Origin of the sequence: Acetanaerobacterium elongatum (assembly GCF_900103835.1) — a bacterium.
In the GTDB taxonomy this organism is placed as follows: domain Bacteria; phylum Bacillota; class Clostridia; order Oscillospirales; family Ruminococcaceae; genus Acetanaerobacterium; species Acetanaerobacterium elongatum.
Genome location: NZ_FNID01000045.1, coordinates 1 through 18,548 on the forward strand (window position 1 = coordinate 1; position 18,548 = coordinate 18,548).

Below are 18,548 nucleotides of genomic sequence, written 5' to 3' on the forward strand. Positions count from 1 at the left end.
CGCCATGTATGGGAGGATTACAAGGACAGAGCATACGCTTTCACCCATACGGAATATGGCAAGAAGATATACGCCAGAAGAAAAGAAACAATCGAGCGAAGTTTTGCAGATTCAAAAGAGCTGCATGGGCTTCGCTATTGCCGCATGCGCGGGCTTGCGAAAGCAGCGGAACAATGCCTGCTCACTGCTGCTGTGCAGAACATGAAAAAGATTGCAAATATCCTGTCAAACCGGGATATTATGCAATCCGTAAAACGTTGCCTGCTATTTTTGCCTACATACACAAAACCCGCCGGAAAAGGGCGGGTTTTGTCAGTAATCTGAAGGCTCTGCTTGGGCAGGGCCTTATTTATTGTTTGCGTGTTTTCTTTTTATAGGTAATTTGATATAATAGTTTAAATAACGGATTAATGCCAGTGCAGGAAACGGAGCAGGGAATGGACATTAAAACCTCTTACATACAGCTTAAAAAGCGAATCTTAGAAAAAGAATACTCCAGAATGAACGATATGCAGCGTGTCGCGGTTTTCAGTAATCAGGGCCCGCTGCTGATACTTGCCGGTGCGGGCAGCGGTAAAACCACCGTAATCGTAAACCGTATCGCGTTCCTCATTAAATACGGCAACGCCTATAACAGTGCGGCAGTTCCGCCCATGGTAAACGAGCAGACAATTGCCATGCTGCAGGCATACCTGGATAAGGGGGAGGGCGACCCGGAGGAGATTCGCAACATCCTTGCGGTAAACCCGCCCAAGCCGTGGAACGTATTGGCCATCACCTTCACCAACAAGGCTGCGGGGGAACTGAAAAACCGCTTGGAATCGGTGCTCGGGGAGGCCGCACTGGATATCTGGGCAGGAACCTTCCACTCCATCTGTGTCAGGATTCTGCGCCGCGAGATCGGTGCGCTAGGTTATGATAAGAGCTTTACCATCTACGATACCGACGATTCGGTACGCGTAATTAAGGACTGCCTAAAAGAGCTGAATCTTAGCGATAAGCAGTTCCCCCCCAAGCAGATGCTGGGTGCCATCAGCCGCCTGAAGGATGAGATGACCGACCCGGCGCTTGCGAAAACGCAGGCTGGCGGGGACTATAAGCAGCAGAAGATTGCCGACGTATATGCCCAGTACACCAAAAAGCTCAAATCGGCGAACGCCCTGGATTTTGACGATATCATCTGCTGCACCGTTAAGCTGTTCGAGCAGTTCCCGGAGGTATTAAAGGCATGGCAGAACCGTTTTGCCTATGTCATGGTGGACGAATATCAGGATACCAACCACGCGCAGTACCGCCTTGTAAGCCTGATTTCCGCCTCGCATAAGCGCATCTGCGTGGTGGGAGACGACGATCAGAGCATCTACCGCTTCCGAGGCGCCACCATAGAGAATATCCTTTCATTTGAGCACCAGTTCGAGCATGCCGAGGTTATCCGCCTGGAGCAAAACTACCGCAGCACCCAGACTATTCTAAATGCCGCCAACGCGGTAATCGGGCACAATACCCAGCGCAAGGGCAAGGAGTTGTGGACAAGCAACGGTGCCGGTGAACAGGTGCTGGTCTACCGTGCCTCTGATGAGATGGAGGAAGCCGCATTTATTGCAGATACCATCGAGGAGAACGTTCGTCTGGGGCATCAGTACAGCGAGCACGCCATCCTCTACCGCATGAACGCGCAATCGGCGCAGATTGAGCGCCACTTTGCCAAGGCAGCCATCCCTTACCGCATCATCGGCGGCCTGCGATTCTACGAGCGCAAGGAGGTTAAGGACATTATCGCCTACCTCAGTGTAATCAACAACCCCGCCGATTCTGTCCGCTTAAAGCGCATTATTAATGAACCCAAGCGCGGCATCGGCGATGCCACTGTTGCGGCGGCGGAGGAGATTGCTGCTTCGCTGGGCGACACGCTGTTTCAGGTGCTCAGTGAATCTGAAAACTACGCGGCACTCTCCCGCAAGGCACAGCCGCTTAAGGAGTTTGCCTCGCTCATCCGCGGGTTTATCGACACCGCGGCGGAGACATCCCTTGAGGTTTTGTTCGACAGTATTGTTGAGGAAACCGGCTATATGCGTATGCTGCAAGCACAGGGCGACGAGGGGTTAACCCGCATTGAAAATCTAAATGAGTTAAAATCAAATATTCTGAAATATGTACTGGAAAACGAGGACGCAACCCTCTCCGGCTTTTTGGAGGAGGTTTCGCTGCTTACCGATATTGACAACTACGATGCCGATGCTGATGCCGCGGTGATGATGACCATGCATTCCGCCAAGGGGCTGGAATTTCCGTTTGTGTTTGTGGTGGGTATGGAGGAAGGTATCTTCCCCGGTATGCAGGTGATGTACGACCCCACCGAGGTAGAGGAGGAACGCCGCCTTGCCTATGTGGCGATTACGCGGGCAAAGAAGCGCCTGTATATCACCAACGCTGCCAGCCGTATGCTGTTCGGGCAGACAATGCGCAATCGTCCTTCGCGTTTTCTTACCGAGATACCGCTGGAGTATAAAGAGGAAACCGGCCTTTCGGTGCGCGCAAGCAGGCAGACTGTTCCAACCTATACGCCGCCTGCATACACACCAAGAAATGCTGTTGCCTCTGCGGTAAGTGTTGGCTCAGTTTCCAAGCCCGCGCAGCAGGGTGTTGCTTATGCGGCAGGCGAACGGGTTAACCATAAAATCTTCGGAAACGGCATGATTATCTCCGCTACCCCCATGGGCAACGATACCCTGCTGGAGATTGCATTTGAGACCAAGGGTACAAAAAAGATCATGGCAAACTTCACAAAGCTTGAAAAGCTATAATTACCGAATTTACATTTTCACAATTGCGGTGGGAGCCACACTATAAGCTTACTCGTATCGCAATTTCATGGCGTAAGCCGGAAAGGGTTGATTACTATGGCAAAGGTAATGCTGCTCACCTATACACCGGAGCCGGAGAAAACAGTCGCTGCTGCCGCCAAGCTGTGCTACAGCAACGCGGATATCGAAACACTGATGGACGGCTTAACCCCCGAGAAAACGCAGAGCTTTGTGGCGATGCTTTCCGAGATAGGGCACGAGAGCCCCATTGAGCATGCCTCCTTTACCTTCGGTATTGAGGGTGTTTCACGCGCGCTGCTTGCGCAGATTACCCGTCATCGCATCGCCTCCTATTCTGTACAAAGCCAGCGTTATGTAAGAAAGAACAATTTTGAGTATATCGTGCCGCCCGAGATTGATGTCATCCCTGAGGCGCGGGAGGAGTTCCTCGCCGCCATGAAGACTGCCGAGGAGCATTATGAAAAGCTCGCCGCTGCTTTAAAGGATGCTCATACCAAGCGGCTTATTGAACAGGGTATAGACCCTTCAAAGGCCTCAAAGCAGGCAGAGAAGCAGGCAATCGAGGATGCCCGTTTTGTGCTGCCCAATGCCTGCGATACCCGTATGATCGTCACCATGAATGCGCGCAGCCTGCACAACTTCTTCGCACATCGCTGCTGCAACCGCGCTCAGTGGGAGATTCGCGAGGTAGCCGAGCAGATGCTGGCGCTGGTGCTCAAGGTTGCCCCCAATCTGTTTGCGGCGGCTGGCCCGCCTTGCTTAAACGGTGCCTGCCCCGAGGGGAAGATGTCCTGCCAAAAGGCGAAAGAGGTTCGCGAAAAATATAGCCGTATGAAAGAAAACCTTACCACAGAAGCATAGATTGGTATGGTATAGCCGATATATGTCAAAAATCTGAGTAACAAACCGATTAATTCTGCCAAACACTGGACATTACCCCGTGTTTTGATATAATAGAAAACGTGTATGTGAGATAAAGACGGAAAGAGCGAAAGGGTGGCTGTTTTATGATTTATCTGTTCCTTGCAGAAGGTTTTGAAGAAACAGAGGCCATTGTGCCGTTAGATATAATAAGGCGCGCAGAGCTTGAGATTAAAACTGTAGGCGTTACCGGTAAAACGATGAAAGGTGCCCATGGGATTCCGGTTACAGCCGATATTGAGCTTAAGGATGCCTCGTTTGAAAACCTGAAGATGATTATTCTTCCCGGCGGTATGCCTGGAACGTTGAATCTTGAAAAATCCGAAATCGTGCAGTATTTCATTGATTTTTGTGCACAACATGATAAATGGATAGCGGCAATCTGTGCGGCTCCCTCAATTTTAGGACATATGGGCTTGCTGGATAAAAAGCGTTTTACCTGTTTCCCGGGCTATGAATCACAGGCGGAAAACGGAACGTATACTGCTGCCGGAGTTGAGCAGGATGGCAAGATTATTACTGCTGCTGGGGCCGGGGTTGCGCTGCAGTTTGGTTTTAAAATTGTGGAGGTATTGCTCGGTAAAGAGAGGGCAGACGCCATTGTGGCGGCAATGCAATGCAAAAATTCGAAATAAGAGTATATAAGCAGGAGCTTCGCACCCGGTTTAAGGCCATTCGTCAGGAGATGGCACCTGAAGATAGAATTGAAAGTGACAGGCGAATTTTAAGTCTGCTATGTAATACATGGCAGTACCATTCGGCCGATACCGTTGTAACTTATGTGTCCACCCCGCTTGAGGTGGACACCAAAGCCCTGATTACCCGCGCGCTTGCCGATAATAAGCGGGTGGCCGTGCCCTATTGTGTGGATAATACCCGCGATATGGAGTTTTACTATATAAGCTCGATTGATGAGCTGAAGAAACGAACCTTTGGCGTGCTTGAGCCTGTGGCAGAACCGAAAAACCTGGTAACGGATTTTTCGGGCAGCATCTGCATTGTGCCCGGTCTGGCTTTCGACAGGCAGGGCTACCGGCTAGGCTACGGTAAGGGCTATTACGATAGATTTTTGGCGGACTACCGCGGTTTTACCATCGGTATCTGCTACAAAAGCTGCATGACGCATCTTCTTCATCGGGGGCGGTATGATATCGCCTGCGATATGGTGGTTACCGAAAACGAGCACATACTGTGCCGCAAAACCCGCCGCGAATGACAGTGCCATGCACTCTTAAATGAAGGACAGAAAGCAACTGAAAATTTCTGTCGGAGTATAGTTTCTCCCGCGGCGATGCCGCATCGCAATTCTTCTATGGTGTTTTGTGCCTTTTCGGCGCAAACGCCGGAAAGGTATGGTCATAGCTATGAACAACGGCGATAACAGAAAAGAGGGTTTTGGCGAAGGTTACCCCAAAAGGGAACAACCGAACCGTATCCAACCGCCAAAACCTGAGATTTTTGATATAGAAAAATCCGACGAAGAGTTTTTGTCTGATACCCAGCAGCCGAAGGCACAGTCTTCCGACTCGGTTTTCAGCTCGGGCGAGGAACACGAGTTTTATAACCTTCCCCGCAAAAACGCATATGAGGTAAGAGAAAATCAGCGCCCGCAGGCCGAACATCGGCCCACCGAACCGAGCGCACCGCCCATTCGGCCTAAGCGGAACGTTTACAAGCCGAATTCCTTCACGGAGCTGCCCCCCGATGTCTGCTCCAAGCCTCAGAGCGGCTCGGAGCGGTTGAATGAACCGACCATCGTCATCCCCAAGCGGGCATTGGATGACGCAGATGGAGTGAAAATCTACGGCGGCGGCACTAAGAATGACGCTAACATCAGTTTGCCGCAGCCTACGATGGTGCCCCGCCCTGCCAAGCCTTTTAAGCTGAAGATTGAGGATGAGGATTATAACGCCATCCCTGACTTTGATAACCGTGCCAATAAAAGCCGCCCGACGCCGCCTCCGTTAACGGCGCCGCCTGTGCCTAAACGGGGCAAGGCAGCGGGCAAGGATGAGCTAAAAGAGTTTGACTATATTCCGCCGCAGCCCGCAGGCAGAGCACCGGCGCGTCCGGTTAACAAAACCATGCGCAGTCTGGGAAGGCTTGCCAACGGCATACTCTATACCGTGGGTGTTCTCGCTGTTTCCATACTGCTTTCCGTTTTTATTCTGCAGTCGATGAGCGATGTGCTGGGCATGTTTAAAACCGAGAAAGAAATCAGTGTCAATATCCCTCAGGGTGCGGATACTAAAACGGTAGCGGATATCCTTAAGCAAAACGGCGTCATCGCACAGCCGCTTACCTTCCAGCTTTATACGAAGTATAAATATAAAACGAATGAAACCTACCTTAACGGGAGCTTTACCCTGAATGCGGCGATGTCTTATGATGAGATTATGCAGACTATCCGCGTTCGTAAGAGTGAAAAACAGGTGGTGACCATCGCGTTTATAGAAGGTATGTCTGCACGCGAGATTGCAAAGAAGCTGGAAGAAAACAATGTCTGCAAGGCAGATGATTTCATTAATATACTGCAAACCACCGATTTCGGCTATGAATTTGAGAAGCTTATTCCCACTGGCGGTAATCGATATATCAAGTTGGAGGGCTACCTGTTTCCCGATACCTACCAGTTCTATATCGGTGAACCCCCAAAATCGGTAGCCAATAAGTTTTTAAGTAACTTTAACAAGAAGATTACTGCCGATTTGATTGATCGTATCGATAAGATGGGCTTTACCCTTGACCAGGCTATTACCCTGGCCTCCATTATTCAAAAAGAAGGAAGAACCCTTGACGATATGTATAAGGTTTCTTCTGTATTTAACAACCGTTTGAACAGTAAGGGTCAATTCCCCAAGCTGCAGTCGGATGTAACCATCAACTATGTAAACAACAACATAATCCCCTTCGTTACTAACACTGCCGACCAGCAGGCCTATGCCGCTGCCTACAACACCTATAAATGCGACGGTCTGCCTATCGGGCCGGTTGGCAACCCCGGTGTAGGCGCTATTAAGACGGCAATCTACCCGGATGCAGAGTCCTTCTATTATTTTGTGACCGACTCTAAGATGAAATACTACTTTGCAACTACCCTTGCTCAGCACGAAAAGAATATCGCTGAAGCTAAAGCAGTAGGCGGCGGCGAGGTGGGCGGCGTTACTACCCACGAGGAATAGTAAAACAAAGAGATTATTTTGCGGGTGGATAAACGCCGTTCGTAATACTTAGAATTCTATTAACTTGCGGGCAGCAAACGCTGCCGTATAAATTTTTTCAATCATAAATCAGCGGGCAGCGTATTGGGCTGCCCGCTTTTCAAAGTGGGGTGTACGAGCTTGAAAACAAGAATACCGGAGGTGCTTGCGCCAGCGGGTGATTTTACAAGGCTGAAGGCTGCTGTAGACTTTGGCGCCGATGCGGTTTATATCGGGGGCAAGGTATTCACTATGCGAGCCGGTACCGCCAATTTTTCAGATGAAGAGATGTTAAAAGGCGTTGCCTATGCTCATGAGCACGGAGCAAGGGTATACCTTACCTGCAACACCCTGCCGCGCTGCAACGAGTTTGAACATCTTCCCGGCTATTTTGAGTTTGTAAAGAACTCGGGCGTGGATGCCGTGATTATCAGCGACCTTGGGGTGCTGGCTCTAGCCAGAAGGCTGATGCCCGAAATGGAGATACACATCTCTACGCAGGCAGGGGTGGTCAACCATGCGGCGGCCTGCGAGTTGCACGCGATGGGTGCAAAGCGTGTGGTGCTGGCTCGCGAGCTTTCGCTGGAGGAGATACGCTATATCCGTACACATACCCCGCCGGAGCTTGAAATTGAGACGTTTGTACACGGCGCAATGTGTGTGTCTTTTTCGGGGCGCTGTTTGCTTTCCAGCTACATGACAGGGCGTGATTCCAACCGCGGCGAGTGTGCGCAGCCCTGCCGCTGGCGCTACAGCCTTACTGAGGAAAAGCGCCCGAACGAGCACTACCCCATCTTTGAGGACGAGCAGGGTACCTATATTCTCAACGCCAAGGACCTGTGCATGATAGAGCATATCAAAGAGCTGGTGCAGGCGGGGGTAACCAGCCTGAAGATTGAGGGGCGTGCCAAGAGTGTCTACTACGTTTCGGTTATCACCAACGCCTACCGCTGCGCAGTAGACGGTTACCTTGCAAGCCCGCAGGATTATACTACGCCGGACTGGCTTGTGGAAGAGGTTAAAAAGATCAGCCATCGACAGTATTGTACCGGATTTTTCTACGGGCCCATTGAGAACGGACAGTATTATGAAAACGGCGGCTATGTGCGGGAATATGATGTGGTTGCGGTGGTGGACGACTGGAAAGACGGCATGGCCTACTGTACCCAGCGCAACAAGTTTTTGAAAGGGGATACGGTTGAGGTGCTGCAGCCGCGCTCAAAGCCGCTTGAGCTGACGATCGAAAAGCTTTTTTCAGCCGACGGCAGTGAGCTTAAGAGTACCCCACACCCGATGATGGCGTTCTCTTTCCCGTGCGATATTCCCTTAAAGCCGGGCAGTGTTATACGCAAGCAGTTGAAATAAATCAAAACGGAGTACCCTTTTCCGGATACTCCGTTTTTAGTGTTATACTATTTAAACGCGAATCGCTTCGTTCAGGCTTGGGATGATAATCGCTAATTACCTATGTCACTACCTTAACTCCTTTATAGCGAGCGTTGTTCTTAATCCAGCGCCGCATATTTCTGGTATCCCGGGTGCCTGCCCGTTAATTTATAACGGTGGCGCAGCGTGCAAAGCCGATCAATGTTTTGGCGAGGAATCTCCTTAACTCCTCCCAGCAGACGGGCGGTAAGGCTGGTTTTGGCCCAAAGCTCCAGTGTCTCCATGCGGTAATAGGCGGATATCAGGTCGCTTCCCATCGTCAGCGCGCCGTGGTTTGCCAACAGCAGTGCATCGTGGTCTTGCAGATAGGGCGCAATCGCATCACACACCTCGTTGGTAGAGGGTGTACCGTAAGGTGTAACCGGCACCGAACCTATTGTAAGAACAGACTCGGTCATACTGTAATCATCCATATGCACATGTGCCACTGCAAATCCGGTGGCGGTAGGCGGGTGTGCATGCACCACTGCTGTTACATCGTCACGCTCCTTATAGCAGCACAGGTGCATCTTAATTTCAGAGGAAGGCAGCAACCCCTCGCTGCTCTCCACCACCTCGCCAAGGCGGTTTATTCTAACCAACTGTTCAGGTCTAATAAAGCCTTTGCTAACCCCGGTAGGTGTTGCCCAGAAGGTGCCGTCTTCCATACGAACCGATACATTCCCGTCGTTGGCAGCAACCCAACCCATCTGCCACATACGACGGCAGATATCACAAATCTGTTCCCGAACCTCGTTATTCATATAAGCGATACTCCTTGATGATGAATTAAATGTCTTATGCAGGATAAGATGATTGGATAATTTAACTTGATTATTATACACCAACAGGTGATTTAATTGCAATAAAGAGGAGGATCAGTCAGTTTTTTGCCCGATTTGGTATATCGCGCTGTTTTATGCCCATGCTTGAAGAGAGAGTTTGCTAAAATTTTACTTGACAACCCCAGGGACTGCCGATATAATTTAGTTGCGAATAATTTGCATTTGCAACAAGATGGAGGCTAACATGAGAAGATTCCTATCCGCAATTTCGGCTGTCATCATTCTGCTTTCGGTGCTTTCGGGCTGTACACAGAACAGCCCCGCCAACGGTTCGGCTTCGGTAGCACAGGGCGGCAAACAGCTTAAAGTATATGCGAGCTTTTACCAGATGGCCGACTTTGCCCAGAAGATCGGTAAAGATAAAATCTCGGTTACCACCTTGGTGCCCGCAGGAACCGAACCGCACGACTGGGAGCCTGCCGCCTCTGACATTGTCGGCCTGGAAAAAGCCGACCTGTTTATCTACAACGGGGCAGGTATGGAGGGCTGGGCGGAAAAGCTGCTGGCTTCCTTAAAGAATAAAGGCCTCATTGTTGTGGAGGCCTCTAAGGGAATAAAGCTGCTGGAGGGTGAGCAGCACGACGGAGAGAATAAAGAAGCGCATGATGCACACGCCAATGAAGCGTCTTACGACCCGCATGTTTGGCTGGACCCCAATAACGCAAAAATCATGCTGGCTGCCATTAATAATGCATTGGCGCAGGCTGACCCGGAAAACAAGTCTTTTTACCAGAAAAACTGCGACGAAACCTTGCTGCAGCTTGAACAGCTGGATAAAGAATACCGTGACACCCTTGCGCCGCTGCCTCAAAAGAATGTTGTGGTAGCTCACCAGGCATTTGGCTATTTGTGTACTGAATACGGTCTTAACCAGATGGCGATCGAGGGCCTGTCTCCCGATTCAGAGCCCGACCCTGCCAGAATGGCCGAAATTATCGACTTTGTTAAGAAGAATAAGGTAAAGGTTATCTTCTTTGAAGAACTGGTAAGCCCCAAGGTGGCGCAGGCGATAGCTGATGCGACGGGTGCGTCTACCGATGTGCTCAACCCGCTTGAAGGTTTAAGCAACGAAGAGCTTGCGGCAGGGGAAGATTATTTTTCCGTGATGCGTAAGAACCTGAAAGTACTCAAGGCGGCGCTGGAGTGAGCCTTTACTCATATATTTCACTGAGTTCGATCCATCTATGATAGAAGGGCATGATTGTCACCTTGAGCAACATAATAGAAGTAGATAAACTAACCTTCGGGTATACGGCCGAGCCGATATTGTATGATATCGGCTTTTCGGTGCGTCAGGGCGATTTTGCCGCGATTATCGGTTCCAACGGTACGGGTAAAAGCACGCTGTTAAAGCTCTTGCTGGGCGAGCTTATCCCTAAAATTGGCAGTATCCGCCTGTTGGATGAGGATATCCGCCATTTTAAAGGATGGTCTCAGATTGGCTATGTTCCGCAGAACGCCGTGCAAACCGCCGCAGGCTTTCCCGCAACCGCCGAGGAGATTGTCTCCGCCAACCTGTATGCGCAGGTCGGGCTTCTGTGTCCCATCAGAAAAAAGCACATGGAACAGGCAAGGCAGGCACTTGCCTTGGTGGGGATGCAGGACTATGCCAAAAGCATGATTGGCAACCTCTCGGGCGGGCAACAGCAGCGTGTGATGCTGGCAAGGGTACTGGTGAACAGCCCGAAGCTGATGCTGTTGGACGAGCCCACCACCGGGGTGGATGCCTCAGCCGCGCAGTCGCTCTATGAGCTCTTGGCAAAACTAAACCGCGAAAAGGGGCTTACCATTGTAATGGTAACGCACGATATCGTACATGCGTCTGGGTATGTATCCCGCACGCTCTGTTTGGAGCAGGGCTCGGTAGTGGAGCTTGACCGCGTGCAGATTGCACATGAGCTTTCGCACAAGCACAAGCATCCGCAGCATAACGAGCTTACAGCCGACGGTCAGGGCGAGAGCAAGTTTGAAAGATAAACCTTTTAAACTAGGGTTTTGTGCTTTTCGGTCAAAGACCAAACTCCCAGAAAGGAATGGTCATAGTAATGGAAATCTTCCAATATGACTTTATGATTAAAGCATTTATCGTCGGCATCCTGCTCGCGGTAATCATCCCTTGCATCGGTATCATTGTGGTACTTAAGCGCCTTTCCATGATTGGAGATGCACTCTCGCACAGCTCGCTTGCGGGTGTTGCGGCGGGCCTTGTGATGGGTATTAACCCTATTGTGGGTGCCGTGGTAACCTGCATAGCAGCGGCCTTGGGCATTGAAGCCATCCGCAAAAAAATACCGAAGTTTTCAGAGATGTCAATCGCCATCGTCATGTCAGCAGGTATCGGTCTTGCGGGTGTGCTCTCCGGCTTTATCAAGAACGCGGCGAACTTCAACAGCTTCCTGTTTGGCAGCATCGTCGCCATCAGCGATTTTGAGTTGGTATTGGTTATCTGCATCAGCTGCGCGGTGCTGCTTGCATTTGTGCTGCTGTATAAAGAACTGTTTTATGTGGCGTTCGATGAGCGGGCCGCAAGGCTGGCCGGCGTGCCCGTAAAGGCAATCAACTTCATCTTCACCATACTTACCGCAATTACCGTTTCGGTAGCCGCCCGTACCGTGGGTGCGCTGATTGTATCCTCACTGATGGTGGTACCCGTTGCGTGCGCCATGCAGCTTGGCAAAAGCTATAAGCAGACGGTACTTTATTCCGTCTGTTTTGCGGTGGGCTTTACCATTGTCGGCCTGGTTGTCTCCTATTACGCGCGGCTGCGCCCTGGGGCGACAATCGTGCTGGTGGGGGTTATCTGCCTGCTTCTGATATTACTGGTAAAGTGGGTTGCTGAGCTAAGTTTGCGGTCTAAAAAGGCAGCATAACAGTAACAGGCTTTCCGGTTGTACAGAAAAGCCTGTTTTGGGTATAGAATGTAGTATAAATTACTATTTGTAAAAAGGTTAGCCGTCAAACCGACGCTTTAAGGTTTGCAGCGCCTTTTTTTCTATGCGCGAAACATAGGAACGTGAGATTTTAAGTACCGACGCCACCTCACGCTGGGTGAGCGGCGCGTTACCCGAAAGCCCGTATCGCAGGCAGACAATGGTACGCTCCCGCTCGTCCAGGTGCTTATTGATAAGCACATGCAGCCTTTCAGATTTGAGCTTTAGGTCAATATTCTCAAAAATACTCTCGTCCTCGGCGACAATATCCATCAGCGTTAAGGCATTGCCCTCCTTATCGGTGTCTATCGGATCGCTGATGTAGATATCCTGTGCCGTTTTTTTGATATTGCGGAAGTGCATGAGGATTTCATTTTCAATGCACCGTGCCGCATAGGTGGCAAACCGCGTGCCTTTCTCGCAATCGAAGGTGGAAACCGCCTTAATCAGCCCGATAGTGCCTATCGAGATCAGGTCATCCTGCTCTTTCTGGTTGGAGTAATACTTCTTGATAATGTGTGCCACCAGCCGTAGGTTGTGTTCAATCAGGCGGTTGCGCGCGGCGGTGTCGCCCTGCTTAATCAGGTCAAGGCATTCACGCTCCTCCTTGGCGGAAAGCGGCTTGGGAAACGATCCGCCGGAAGTAACATGCAGCGCAAAGTATAGCAGATTCTCTATTGCAAACTGTAGCAGCGCCAGATACATCTTCCCACACCCTGTCTTGAGGTATTTTGCCAGTACTAAGATTATATGTTGTTAGCCGCCGCAACTTGTTTGTCCGCTCGGTTTTATCTGTTTTTGCTGTATTGTACTCTGAATACAAACACACCAACCGAGCAAAAATCAATAATGTATCTACCAACGAAAAATGCTGCCCCGCATTATCTGAAGCTCCAGATAATGCGGGGCAGATTTTATACGTCTTGGAGTTGTTTTTTTGCCTGCACAGTGTTTGGTATTATCTTTACGCCGGAGCAGATTGCTCCTGTTGGGCAGGCGGTTTTACACTTGCCACAGCGGATGCACTCGAGGCTGTTGGCACTGCGCATTACATCAATGTTCATTTTGCATGCTCTGCTGCAAGCACCGCAGGAGGTACATTTATCGGCATCTATTCGATAACGGTAAAACGCGATGGGGTTAAACACCGAATAGATGGCTCCAAGCGGGCAGATATATTTGCAGAACGGGCGGTAAATGATTATCGAGAAAAACAGTGCCGCGCCAAGGAATGCGAGCTTCCATGTGTACAGCCAGCCCAGCGCGCCGCTTAAGGATTCGTTAAGCGCTACCAGAGGTATACCTCCCTCCAGTGTGCCAACGGGACAAATGAGCTTGCAGAAATATGGCGCACCCTGCCCGATGATATCGCGCAGCAGCATGGGCAGGAAGATTACGAATATCAGCAACACAAGGTATTTCAGCAGGCGCAGCAGCTTATCCCCTTTAAAGGTTTTAATCTTTTTGGGGAAGGGGATCTTATGCAGCAGCTCCTGAATCAGCCCGAACGGGCAAAGCCAGCCGCATGCAAACCGCCCGCATACAGCGCCGATAAGCATTAAAAAGCCCACGATATAGTAAGAAAATTTCAGTCCCTTGCTGCCGATTACCGCCTGCAGCGCTCCGATGGGGCAGGAGCCGATAGCCCCCGGGCAGGAGTAGCAGTTTAAACCCGGCACACACAGCTGCTTTAGGTTGCCTTTATAGATCTTGCCCTGCAAGAAACCTATCGCGTAGCTGTTGGTTGCAATGGCCCATACCGACTGCACCCAGTGCCGGAGGTGCTTGATGCTACCCAATACCGATACACTCCAGGCAAACATTAATCGCCTTCTCCAGAACAATGGCATGTTCGCCGCGCAGCACCCCCATGGCAATAAAGGCAATGCCAACTGCTGCCGCGGCAAAGGAGAATATATGCATAACTGTTTTCTTCATACTGGTTTAGGTTCCCTTTCTGGCAACCGGCGTGCGTTCGCAGTAATAAACTGCGTTAGGATACGCGCGCCAGCATGTCGTTAACGGTTTTAAGCCACTGGTCGGCGGTTTTTGAGCCGGAGATCGGGCTGCCTACACGGTTGCCGTTACGGTCTACAAAGAAGGTGGTGGGTACGAAGCTGATATTGCTCATAAAGCTGTTCTGAAGCATGGAGCTGCTGGGAATATACATCTTATAGCTTGCGCCGGTCTTATTCACGATTTCTTTAACCGTGTCAAGCTTGCCGGTGCCGTCGGATACCACACCAATGATATTCACACCCTTGCCCTTTACCTGATTGTATACATCTTTGATGCCGGGCATCTCTTTAATACAGGGGTTGCAGTAGGTTGCCCAAACATTCACCATAGTAAGGGTGTAGTTATTAAAGATGCTCTGGTTAACAGCGTTGCCGTTAAGATCGGTCATGGTGAAGGTGCCCATATCACCCGCGGAAGAGCTCTTATCGTAGGAAGAGCTGCTGCCTGCCGGTTTAGAACTGCTGGTCGTACTGGAGGATGGATTAGTAATGGTTGCTGAAGAGGTATTTCCCTTGCCGGAGGTGCTGCTAGAAGCAGAGCTTGCCGCTGAAGATGCGCTTTTTACTTCTATGGAGGCTGCGGTACTGCCCGTACTCTTGCTGTTGCCGGCAGCAGCTTCCTGAGTATTGCCCGCGGCCTGAACGGCATTGCTTTCCTGCTGCGGGGTTGATTCGTTACCGATTATGGAGGCAGTTTCACTGCCAAGAGCAGAAGAGGTTAGCGCGGTATCCGAAGCCTGTTCGGAGCTGATGGTGCTGTTTGTGTCGTTATTAATGTTACTGTTCTTAGTCTCCGATGCCTTACCACAGCTGCTTAGCAGGGTTAAAAGCACCAGCATTGTCGAAAGTAAAATACTTAAGTATTTTCTCATGGCGGTATGACCTTCCTTTCATTTGTAGGCGGGAGATTACGCGGTTGGCTCAGCCAAACGGCGCATCCCTTTTTCCTCGCTCTTTCATTTGCGGGGTACCCCAAAAACGAAAATTCAGATTGTCTTTTGCAGCCCGATGATGCTGATTAGGGTAAACGGTTTTTTAACAGGTACCTCTGTTATGTCAACCAAATCCAATTCCTAGTGGTTATATATATATTAACACGGCATCTTTTTGAATTCAATTTAATAATTATTCTTATTTAGCCAATGCTTGCCTTGATTATAACCATCCCACTTTTTGGGCATTTCTGACTGCAAGGGCTTCAATGTAAATATCTGTTGCAACAAACAGGCAGTGCTGATATAATAATCATGTATTCGTCTTCCCTTATCATCATACGGGGAAGGACGAATGAAAGCAGGGTAGACAGGGTAGCCCCTTTCCCCTAATCATAACACGCAAGCTTCTTTGCGTGGAATGTGATGGATGTGGAGAGGGGCTGTCGCCTTATTAAGGCGATTAAATATTGGATTTAATGTAAATATAAACATGTGCGTTAACCTGCGTGGAGGACATTTATGCCACTTTTAAAAGACAGAGCCTTTTATAAGAACATCATCGCAATCGCTCTTCCAATCGCACTGCAAAACCTGATCGGCTTTGGGGTAAACATGACAGATACCATTATGATTGGTTCTTTGGGACAAACGCAGCTTTCGGCGGTTTCACTTGCCAATCAGGTGTTTTTCATATTCAATATTCTCACCTTTGGCATTTCCAGCGGTGCGTGCGTATTAACGGCGCAGTACTGGGGAAAGGGCGACACAGCTGCAATCCGGCGTGTTTTTGCTATTGCGCTGGATATTGCAGTTCTCTTTTCACTGCTGTTTTCGGCGGCCGCCTTCTTCTTTCCGCATGAGATTATGTGCCTGTTTTCCACCGAAGCATCGATTATCGCCGAGGGCGTAAAGTACCTTCGCATCATGGCCTTTGCGTACTTCTTTTTCGGTATCACCAATACCTATCTTACGGTGCTGCGCAGTATTGAAAACGTACATATCTCATTGATTGTTTTCGGTTCATCTTTTGTTGTTAATGTTATTGTCAACTATCTACTTATTTTTGGTAAGCTTGGTTTTCCCAAGATGGGTGTTGTGGGTGCGGCCATCGGCACGCTTACGGCGCGTATTGTCGAGTTTATCATGATTATTGTCTACATAGTTTTTGTAGAAAAAAAGATACGTTTTTCGTTTACAGACATGTTAAAACCGGATAGACTGTTATTTAGGGATTATATCAGCTATGGTATTCCTGTTCTGTTTAACGAACTGCTTTGGTCGGTTGGTTCATCAATGCAATCGGTAATCATCGGGCGCATCGGTTCGGATTTTGTGGCTGCCAACAGCATTACCGGTGTTTTTATGCAGCTTACTACCATTATTATTTTTGGCGTTGCCAGCGCTGCCGCCGTAGTGGTGGGAAAAGCAGTGGGCTCGGGCCAGAATGATTATGTACGCAAATGCGCCGATACGCTGATGCTGCTCAGCGTGGGGATCGGTATCTTCGGTGCCGCTATGCTGCTTTCACTGCGCGGGATAGCTGTCAGCTTTTATAATGTTCCGGATGCAACCAAGTCCTTGGCGCAAACGCTTATGATTATAGCCGCAATCAACGTTTTCTTTGTTTCGGTTAACGCCATCAACCTGATAGGTACCCTGCGCGGCGCGGGGGATACCAAGTTCGTTTTTGCTGCCGATACCATCATGATTTGGGTGCTGGCTGCTCCTCTGGGTATACTCACGGGATGGGTGCTCAAGCTGCCCTTTTGGATTGTGTATTTCTGCTTGAAAATTGACGAGCCCATTAAGGCTATCGCCTCTATTGCAAGAATAAAAGGGTCAAAATGGGTGAAGAATGTGACAAGGTAAATAAAAAAACACATAAAACAGCAAAAAACTATTGACACTTTGCCAGTTTGAAAGTAAAATAGCAGTAGGTTGCGGTATTTGTTGGGGTGTGAATGCAATGCCAAAACATCTCGGTGGAGTTATTGCCTTATATGAAGGTTCACAAGAAACCGCCGACGAGGTGCTGGTGGCAAAAGCGCGCAGCGGCTGTGACGATAGCCTTACCGCTTTAATAGCACGCTACCTTCCTCTTATCAGTACAAAGGCCCGGGGTTATGGTTACTCCTTTTTGGAAAAGGATGACCTTGTGCAGGAGGGCATGATTGCCCTGCTGAAAGCGATTCGTTCCTTTGCACAAGAGAAAGGAACCTCGTTTAGTGCCTTTGCCGCAATCTGTATCGACAACAGTATTAAATCTGCTGTAAGATCAGCGGGACGTTTAAAACATATGCCGCTCAACAACTATGTCCCCCTTTACAGCGATGACATAAGTAATCAGTTTACAGAAAATTTCTCGGCTCACTCTGCAGGTTCGCCTGAGGCCCTCGTAATTAAAAAGGAAGAATATGCGCTGATTAAACGAAATACCGCCACTCTTCTTTCTGGTTTCGAGCGGGAGATATTGATGCTTTATTTGAACGGTTGCACATATGAACAGATGGCTGCACAGCTTTCCGTTACTGTAAAATCGGTTGACAACGCTTTGCAGCGCGTGAGGAGAAAATTTTGTTTGGTGATGCATTAAACCATTTGGCAGCAGCTTCATATGCTCTACCGCTTAAATCTTAGTTGTTAAACCGTTTTGCGGTTTACAATATGCCCCTAGTAGCTCAAAGGAAGAGCGTTGGTTTTCAAAGGTGTCGGTTCAAATCCGTCCGCGGGCGCAATATTAAAATCCAAAAGCGAGGTAAATTTCATGTTCGAAGACAAGACCCTTATCTGCAAAGAGTGTGGCGCTGAGTTTGTATTCACTGCCGGTGAGCAGGAGTTTTATGCTTCCAAAGGCTTCGTAAACGAGCCCCAGAGATGCAAGGCCTGCCGCGACAACCGCAAGAACGCATCTAAGCCCGAGAAAGAGATGTTCACGGCTACTTGCGCCAGCTGCGGAAAAGAAGCAAAGGTTCCTTTCAGACCGCGCGAAGACCGTCCTGTATATTGCAGCGAGTGCTTTGCTAAGATGAAGGAAGAGGGCTAAGCCGTTTACCTTTTGTAAACTGGCTTGTAAACTTGAGTAATAAAAGGTGCTTCGGGTTTTCCCGAAGCACCTTTTTGGGTTGTAGCTTCAGCGCAAAAAACCACCAGCTCTGCTGGTGGAATTAGAACGCTTATAGCGAAAAGAGGTCCTCCAGTGATAGAATGATGAAGGTTCACCAACCGCATCAAAAAACAAAGGAGGACATGTCAATGGATGACATAAATAGTTTAACACATTCGAAATGGAGATGTAAATATCATATAGTATTTGCACCGAAGTATAGACGACAAGAAATATATGGACAAATCAAGGTGGATATAGGGCAGATACTTAGGAAATTATGCGAACAAAAAGGGGTGGAAATAATAGAGGCACAGGCATGCCGCGACCATATACACATGATGGT

19 protein-coding genes are annotated in these 18,548 nt (G+C 49.4%); 14 read left to right on the forward strand and 5 right to left on the reverse strand.

Annotated elements, in window-relative coordinates:
• The 7 genes from BLR50_RS12820 to BLR50_RS12850 all read left to right on the forward strand — a co-directional run.
• Positions 1-324: transposase (locus tag BLR50_RS12820; RefSeq protein ID WP_242871766.1), on the forward strand; the 324-nt coding region annotated here is incomplete at its 5' end.
• A gap of 113 nt (positions 325-437) precedes the next feature.
• Positions 438-2,804 (forward strand): ATP-dependent helicase, encoded by a 2,367-nt coding sequence (locus BLR50_RS12825; RefSeq protein WP_092643076.1) that lies wholly within the window; start codon positions 438-440, stop codon positions 2,802-2,804.
• A gap of 96 nt (positions 2,805-2,900) precedes the next feature.
• The gene (gene thyX / locus BLR50_RS12830; RefSeq protein ID WP_092643079.1) at positions 2,901-3,686 is read left to right on the forward strand and encodes an FAD-dependent thymidylate synthase; all 786 of its coding nucleotides are present in this window, start codon (positions 2,901-2,903) and stop codon (positions 3,684-3,686) included.
• Between the two features lie 146 nt (positions 3,687-3,832).
• Positions 3,833-4,381, forward strand: a complete 549-nt coding sequence (locus BLR50_RS12835) for a DJ-1 family glyoxalase III (protein ID WP_092643082.1) — start codon at positions 3,833-3,835, stop codon at positions 4,379-4,381.
• The gene (locus tag BLR50_RS12840; protein WP_092643085.1) at positions 4,363-4,962 is read left to right on the forward strand and encodes a 5-formyltetrahydrofolate cyclo-ligase; all 600 of its coding nucleotides are present in this window, start codon (positions 4,363-4,365) and stop codon (positions 4,960-4,962) included. Before BLR50_RS12835 ends, BLR50_RS12840 begins: the two co-directional genes overlap by 19 nt.
• A gap of 136 nt (positions 4,963-5,098) precedes the next feature.
• Positions 5,099-6,928, forward strand: a complete 1,830-nt coding sequence (gene mltG / locus BLR50_RS12845; RefSeq protein ID WP_092643088.1) for an endolytic transglycosylase MltG — start codon at positions 5,099-5,101, stop codon at positions 6,926-6,928.
• Between the two features lie 159 nt (positions 6,929-7,087).
• Complete coding sequence (locus BLR50_RS12850) at positions 7,088-8,311, forward strand: peptidase U32 family protein (RefSeq protein ID WP_092643091.1); 1,224 nt, start codon at positions 7,088-7,090, stop codon at positions 8,309-8,311.
• A 140-nt stretch (positions 8,312-8,451) separates the two neighbouring features.
• Here the strand turns inward: BLR50_RS12850 and BLR50_RS12855 are convergent, their stop codons facing one another.
• Positions 8,452-9,135, reverse strand: a complete 684-nt coding sequence (locus BLR50_RS12855) for a class II aldolase/adducin family protein (RefSeq protein WP_092643094.1) — start codon at positions 9,133-9,135, stop codon at positions 8,452-8,454.
• A gap of 265 nt (positions 9,136-9,400) precedes the next feature.
• Between BLR50_RS12855 and BLR50_RS12860 the strand changes: the two genes are divergently transcribed.
• The 3 genes from BLR50_RS12860 to BLR50_RS12870 all read left to right on the forward strand — a co-directional run bounded on the left by BLR50_RS12860 (position 9,401) and on the right by BLR50_RS12870 (position 12,086).
• Positions 9,401-10,363 (forward strand): metal ABC transporter substrate-binding protein, encoded by a 963-nt coding sequence (locus BLR50_RS12860; protein WP_092643097.1) that lies wholly within the window; start codon positions 9,401-9,403, stop codon positions 10,361-10,363.
• A 62-nt stretch (positions 10,364-10,425) separates the two neighbouring features.
• The gene (locus tag BLR50_RS12865) at positions 10,426-11,193 is read left to right on the forward strand and encodes a metal ABC transporter ATP-binding protein (RefSeq protein WP_092643120.1); all 768 of its coding nucleotides are present in this window, start codon (positions 10,426-10,428) and stop codon (positions 11,191-11,193) included.
• Positions 11,194-11,261: 68 nt separating this feature from the next.
• Positions 11,262-12,086, forward strand: coding sequence for a metal ABC transporter permease (locus BLR50_RS12870; protein ID WP_092643100.1), 825 nt, complete (start codon positions 11,262-11,264; stop codon positions 12,084-12,086).
• Positions 12,087-12,164: 78 nt separating this feature from the next.
• Here the strand turns inward: BLR50_RS12870 and sigK are convergent, their stop codons facing one another.
• The 4 genes from sigK to BLR50_RS12890 all read right to left on the reverse strand — a co-directional run bounded on the left by sigK (position 12,165) and on the right by BLR50_RS12890 (position 15,036).
• Positions 12,165-12,851, reverse strand: a complete 687-nt coding sequence (gene sigK, locus BLR50_RS12875; protein ID WP_092643102.1) for an RNA polymerase sporulation sigma factor SigK — start codon at positions 12,849-12,851, stop codon at positions 12,165-12,167.
• 209 nt (positions 12,852-13,060) lie between these two features.
• Complete coding sequence (locus tag BLR50_RS12880; protein WP_092643105.1) at positions 13,061-13,969, reverse strand: 4Fe-4S binding protein; 909 nt, start codon at positions 13,967-13,969, stop codon at positions 13,061-13,063.
• A complete protein-coding gene (locus BLR50_RS14540; RefSeq protein ID WP_092643108.1) occupies positions 13,938-14,084 on the reverse strand; it encodes a CD1871A family CXXC motif-containing protein in 147 nt (48 codons plus the stop codon). Before BLR50_RS14540 ends, BLR50_RS12880 begins: the two co-directional genes overlap by 32 nt.
• A 55-nt stretch (positions 14,085-14,139) precedes the next feature.
• Positions 14,140-15,036, reverse strand: coding sequence for a TlpA family protein disulfide reductase (locus tag BLR50_RS12890; protein WP_092643111.1), 897 nt, complete (start codon positions 15,034-15,036; stop codon positions 14,140-14,142).
• Between the two features lie 582 nt (positions 15,037-15,618).
• Between BLR50_RS12890 and BLR50_RS12895 the strand changes: the two genes are divergently transcribed.
• From BLR50_RS12895 to tnpA, 4 genes are all read left to right on the forward strand, one after another.
• The gene (locus tag BLR50_RS12895; RefSeq protein WP_092643114.1) at positions 15,619-16,968 is read left to right on the forward strand and encodes an MATE family efflux transporter; all 1,350 of its coding nucleotides are present in this window, start codon (positions 15,619-15,621) and stop codon (positions 16,966-16,968) included.
• A gap of 31 nt (positions 16,969-16,999) precedes the next feature.
• Positions 17,000-17,692, forward strand: a complete 693-nt coding sequence (locus BLR50_RS12900; protein WP_205408710.1) for a sigma-70 family RNA polymerase sigma factor — start codon at positions 17,000-17,002, stop codon at positions 17,690-17,692.
• Positions 17,693-17,863: 171 nt separating this feature from the next.
• Positions 17,864-18,142, forward strand: a complete 279-nt coding sequence (locus tag BLR50_RS12905) for a zinc-ribbon domain containing protein (protein ID WP_092643123.1) — start codon at positions 17,864-17,866, stop codon at positions 18,140-18,142.
• 209 nt (positions 18,143-18,351) lie between these two features.
• On the forward strand, positions 18,352-18,548 hold a 197-nt coding region (gene tnpA / locus BLR50_RS12910; RefSeq protein ID WP_143008122.1), incomplete at its 3' end, for an IS200/IS605 family transposase.